The following is a 4,840-nucleotide window of genomic DNA, read 5'->3' as shown; positions in this document are numbered from 1 at the left end:
CGCAATGGTCAGGAGCCTTTGCCAATGACCAAACACTCACTGCAGCCCTTTTAGATCGTCTTTTACATCACGCACATATAGTTCAAATTAGCGGCCATAGTTACCGATTAAGGGGAAAAAAGATGGCTGGTATTACACCTGAAATGAATACCAACGTAACAATAACCAATTAACGAAACCAAACGTAGGGTGGGTCAGTTTTAAATTGCTGGATTACCAGAAAAGTGGGTCAAAATTCAATTGCTGTTGACAATATGTGCTCCAAGCAAAGCAACAGCCAATAGGGCAAAAGTATGATAGAAGTGGTAATTGACTGCTGTTTCATAAACAGCCTGTAATTCAGAAGTCATTGAAGGCTGTAAACTGTGAGCCCCAAAAGCACCAAAAGCCACAGCTAATAACCCACTAACTCCACTCACATGTAACCATCGATAATTCATTGTCAACGCTCAGCTCTTCATTGATGACAGGTCCTTTTACCCTAACATTAAGAGCTAATACAAAAAAGCCAGCGTCAACATCAGCCTATTAGTTACAAAAGTTTCTTTGGGAAAAATGTAAGATTAAGGAAAAAGAAATGACATCCTTGTCCTTGCGCCACATGTTAACCAGAAGGGGTTAAGCGAAGCTATAAAGATCATTCTGTCATGAGAAATATATTAACCACTTTATGACCTTCATAAGTCATGCCAAATAATATTTTTCGCTATAAAACAGGTTATTACAAAAAAGCTAAGGGCAAAAAAAGCTATAGTTGGAAATTTATCCGACACTAATAAGAGAAAGGAATAGATCCGATTTATCTGATACAACTTTTTACGTGTTATCAAATAAAAAAAGAGCCCGGTAACCAGGCTCTCTAAAAATTAGCTATTTTTACGGCGAAGTCTAGACATGCCTAGTAGCGTAGCTCCAAATAACAACGCGGTAGCAGGCTCAGGAACACGTACATTGTAGCTAAAATCATCCATTACCCACTGGTAGTCATTTTGGTTTTCACTGTAAATAACCAGACGATCAATGTTGCGCCAGTCTAAGCGAATATTTAGTGGTACATCGGTACCAATGCTAAACCTTTGACTCATGTAGACTTGCTGATTATCACGCCAGCCTGCAAACATAATATCCTGATCATTCCAGCCTGAAGTAAAATTAGCACTAATAAAATCAAAGGTAGAGTCTTGACCTAACCAATCGAAAATAGCTGGGCCTACGCCATACGCGTTAAAAATAGCATTCGAACCCGATGTAACACCTGTAGTAAATCCACTATTAGATTCAAGATGTTCCCGGCTATATGCAACAATAGGAGCAGAGCCATTTCTTGACCATGAAAAGCCACCATAGCCTTCAGGTAAAGCTGTAGCAGATGTTCCAGGGTCTAAATCATCAAATGTGATAACCCCCGCTTGAGCTGAAGTAATACACGCCACAGCTGCGACTGCAGATAGTGTGCGACTTATTATTTTTATCATTCATTTCTCCTAATCTTTTTCTTTATTATTAGTGAGGCAAGTATGTGCAATAATGCACACAATAAAAACAAATGACAATTTTTAAGTCATACATCAGTTGCAGCTTATTTAAATAGCTTTATGTTATAGGTCTACTGTTTTACTTTTTAGCAAAATAGCCTTATGGGCACCTCAAAAAATGCACTTTTTTCGAAATAGCTGCGTCAGCGCTGTACTCGGATCCTCATGTACTCCTTATACACTCCGGTCCTCCGTGCAGTGCTTCTTTGCCCTTACACAAAAATCGCTATTTTTTGAGGTGCCTTTATTACATTAAAAATGTGATTGATACCATCCGCGAAAGCTTTATTGATATACCCAATAAGAATGGTTTTTAGGTGCAACCATCGAGTGGCCAAGCTCCATGAAACTATAGCCACATGAAACTTTAGCCACATGAAATTATAGACCCACGAAACCATACCCCATAAAACTATATTAGAAGTTCCATGAGCCGATATTAATAGGTGATCGGGGTGAGGAGCGAAGACAACAAAACCTAGAAATCATTTGTGAAAGGTATACAGAGAAAAGACAAATAAGTGCAGGTAAAAGCTATATGCAAGGGGTAAAAACAACAAACCACCTTACTGTAGTTTGTTGTCAACTTTCAAAAGAGCGTGTTACTTTTCAGCTGGAATATTTGCTACTACCTGAGCATTCAATGCTTCAAGCTCCGCCACAAGGGATTCTTGATCAAGATCGGTAGGTACAATTAAGTCAAAATCTGCTTTTAAGACACTTCCGCCTAATTCAGTTACTGCAAAGGAGTGACACTCCATATTGCTGATGCTAGCTCCATAGCTTTCTAAAATATTATAGATATCATTAATAAAGCCTGGCCGATCATCAGCCTCAACGATCAGTTGAAGTGTTTTGACCTCGACCGATGAAGATGGCTGTACCTCAGAAATAACAGCATATAAATCAGTAATATTGGTTAACTCAGTTTGTAGTGACTCTGCCAGGCCTTCTTCAACTTCAATTTTAATAATCCCAGCACATTGGCCTTCAAGATGACTTATTTTACTTTTTAACCACACTCCCTGTCGGTCATGAGTTTTTTCAGCTAATAATCTTATTAACCCCGGACTTTCAGGCCCCATTAAGGTGAGAATGAATTGTTTTTTCATAGCCTATTTCCCGTCGTTAATGCTGAGCCTTTACGATGAAGGCTCAGCATATCGATTTTTAATTATTAACGAAACGCAGGTACTAAAGCTGGTACCCCAGGCAACATGCCAACAGCTGCCATAGCAACAAAACAAATACCAAATGCCAGGCCTGGAATTACTACTTTATCAACAAAGCTAAGTGCTTTAGAGCGGTCTTTATCACCAATTAAGCCATTATTATCTAACAACATTGTTAGTGACCAGCCAAAAACAGGATTTACAACCGCAGAGGCAAAGATACAGATACCTGCAGATTGGGTGTCTTTTGTATCCTTAACCATTTGCATACCCGCTTCAAGTAGTGGCAAAAATACGCCCACTAATAAAGCAACACTCATTACTGGTCGCCATACTGTGATATCCATAGGATAACCCACTACAGCAACGATGACGCACATAATACCTAATAGAATGGCCCCACCAGGAATTGGGCGCTTTGCTATCGCCGCAGGAATCATATAGGTACCCCAAGAGGAAGTAATGTTTCCTCCCCCAAAAGCGGTTCCCACAACCTGGCGGATAGAACATGCTGTCATAGTATCATCAACATCCATCAGCACATTTTTGGCTTTTTTCGGGTAGTTAAGCTCCTGAAATACACGGTGCCCCAGAAAATCAGGAGACCACATAGCAACAGCAAGAATGGCAAAAGGTAAGGAAGCAATGAAATGCTGCATATTTGGTAGGCCTAATTTCCAGCCAGTTTCTGTTGATCCCCACCAGTACATTGGATTCAGGTTAGGTAAGCCAGGCGCTGTTTTAAACTCAAAAGGCGCTCCAAGTGCCAACGCAATAATAACTGCTGCAACTGAGCACAGAGGAATCGACAACCAACGCTTACCAATCCGCGCCAAGTAAGCATAAAGCACAATGTTGACCAGCAGCACCACAAATGCCACGTACCCAACATTCATTTTGCCCGCCCACTCGATAAGCGAGTTAATCTGCGAAGCTGTCCCCGTTAACCCCAGGTAGGCGAGTAGGCCACCGGCCACCCCCTGTCCTGTTAACTTAACCAGTCGTGAACCGCCTTTAGTAATACTCAAAATTAAGCCAAAACCACCGAGCAAAATGGCAAGGGCCAAAGGATGCCCACCAGCCATTGCTATCATGCCAATCAAAGGAATCATTGGACCATGATTACCTGCCAAATTAGCACGTGGGTTTAAAAAGCCAGAAGTTAAAATAACAAACAAGATAGCGGAGACGAGCATCTCAACGCGAACGTTTTCAATAACAAAGTTTGCATCAAGCCCATATCCTGCAGCATATGAAGACATTACTGCAGAATACATTACGGTGATCCCGATAGTTCCCGCTAATGCAGGTACAAGATCTTCCCACTCAAACCGAAAATCACGTCCTGGAAGATTAAGCTTCCAACGACGCGGTTTCATGATGGTTAACTCATGATCAAGATAGTCAGAGCGGCTTGCAAACTCACTACTGGGACGATGTAATTCCTGGTAACTTTTCTCTTCGTTAAGATCACTGGTATCTTCACCAGCTTCATGAGGATGACTGTTATGCATAATGGCAAATACTTCCTACTACATACTACTCATTACTTATTAATCAGTGTGGAAAGCGTTTGTCCACTTCAGATACCCAGCATCAGTTGAGCAAGCATTCCCCACACTTTATGGCGCAAAGTGTAAGTTGTTTTTAGTATGCAACTAATGACCATGATCATTAGTTATACATATTCTGTTTGATATGCCCACTACACTAGTCTTAAGCACAAATTCGCTTTTGCAATAGCCTATGCATGTCATCTAAAGCATATAAAGCTCAAAGACTAGTGTTAGCTTTAAGCCAATTAAGCTTAACTAGACATAGTGTAGTTCAGTTCGGAATTGATGCTTAAGCTTATTTTAACGCGATGCTCGACTTTTATTAGTTTGAAATGACAACCCCTGACCCCAACCTTTGTTTTGCCGAAACAAATTCAAAGGGACAGGGGATGTCAGTAGAAGAGTTTATCATAGCAGTTTATTGCTGGGTTGATGATACCTTTAATGATTTACTTAAAGGCCAGCGATTACGTGAACGAGGGACTATGCCTTCCCTTTCTGATCCTGAAGTGATTGCAATGGAGCTCATCGGCGAGTTTTTTGGGCTAGATGAAGATACACATATCTGGCGGTATTT

The 4,840-nt window shown here is 40.8% G+C and carries 5 protein-coding genes and 1 pseudogene; 2 read left to right on the top strand and 4 right to left on the bottom strand.

Features of this window, described 5'->3' with window-relative positions; all coding sequences use genetic code 11:
- Positions 1 to 173, top strand: a 173-nt coding sequence (locus F607_RS33810; RefSeq protein ID WP_169719846.1) for an ATP-binding protein, incomplete at its 5' end; no start/stop codon positions are given.
- Positions 174 to 236: 63 nt separating this feature from the next.
- On the opposite strand, the gene F607_RS31690 is transcribed toward F607_RS33810, so the two are convergent.
- The 4 genes from F607_RS31690 to F607_RS0124620 form a co-directional block, all read right to left on the bottom strand.
- Positions 237 to 440, bottom strand: a complete 204-nt coding sequence (locus tag F607_RS31690) for a DUF423 domain-containing protein (protein WP_051311813.1) — start codon at positions 438 to 440, stop codon at positions 237 to 239.
- 426 nt (positions 441 to 866) lie between these two features.
- Positions 867 to 1,475, bottom strand: a complete 609-nt coding sequence (locus tag F607_RS0124635; RefSeq protein ID WP_027710168.1) for a PEP-CTERM sorting domain-containing protein — start codon at positions 1,473 to 1,475, stop codon at positions 867 to 869.
- Between the two features lie 662 nt (positions 1,476 to 2,137).
- Complete coding sequence (locus F607_RS0124625; RefSeq protein WP_027710167.1) at positions 2,138 to 2,647, bottom strand: glycine cleavage system transcriptional repressor; 510 nt, start codon at positions 2,645 to 2,647, stop codon at positions 2,138 to 2,140.
- Positions 2,648 to 2,712: 65 nt separating this feature from the next.
- Positions 2,713 to 4,221, bottom strand: coding sequence for a DUF3360 family protein (locus F607_RS0124620; RefSeq protein ID WP_027710166.1), 1,509 nt, complete (start codon positions 4,219 to 4,221; stop codon positions 2,713 to 2,715).
- A gap of 431 nt (positions 4,222 to 4,652) precedes the next feature.
- On the opposite strand from F607_RS0124620, the pseudogene F607_RS31680 reads away from it, so the two are divergent.
- Positions 4,653 to 4,840: pseudogene (locus F607_RS31680) on the top strand (IS982 family transposase); the annotation flags it as partial.

Source organism: Zooshikella ganghwensis DSM 15267 (assembly GCF_000428585.1).
Taxonomy (GTDB): domain Bacteria; phylum Pseudomonadota; class Gammaproteobacteria; order Pseudomonadales; family Zooshikellaceae; genus Zooshikella; species Zooshikella ganghwensis.
This window is presented reverse-complemented; position numbering and strand designations above follow the sequence as displayed.

Bases quoted from the DNA above. Each gene is read 5' to 3' on its own strand.
- F607_RS0124620 (WP_027710166.1), bottom strand. From the start codon at position 4,221: ATGCATAACAGTCATCCTCATGAAGCTGGTGAAGATACCAGTGATCTT.
- F607_RS0124635 (WP_027710168.1), bottom strand. From the start codon at position 1,475: ATGATAAAAATAATAAGTCGCACACTATCTGCAGTCGCAGCTGTGGCG.
- F607_RS31690 (WP_051311813.1), bottom strand. From the start codon at position 440: ATGAATTATCGATGGTTACATGTGAGTGGAGTTAGTGGGTTATTAGCT.
- F607_RS0124625 (WP_027710167.1), bottom strand. From the start codon at position 2,647: ATGAAAAAACAATTCATTCTCACCTTAATGGGGCCTGAAAGTCCGGGG.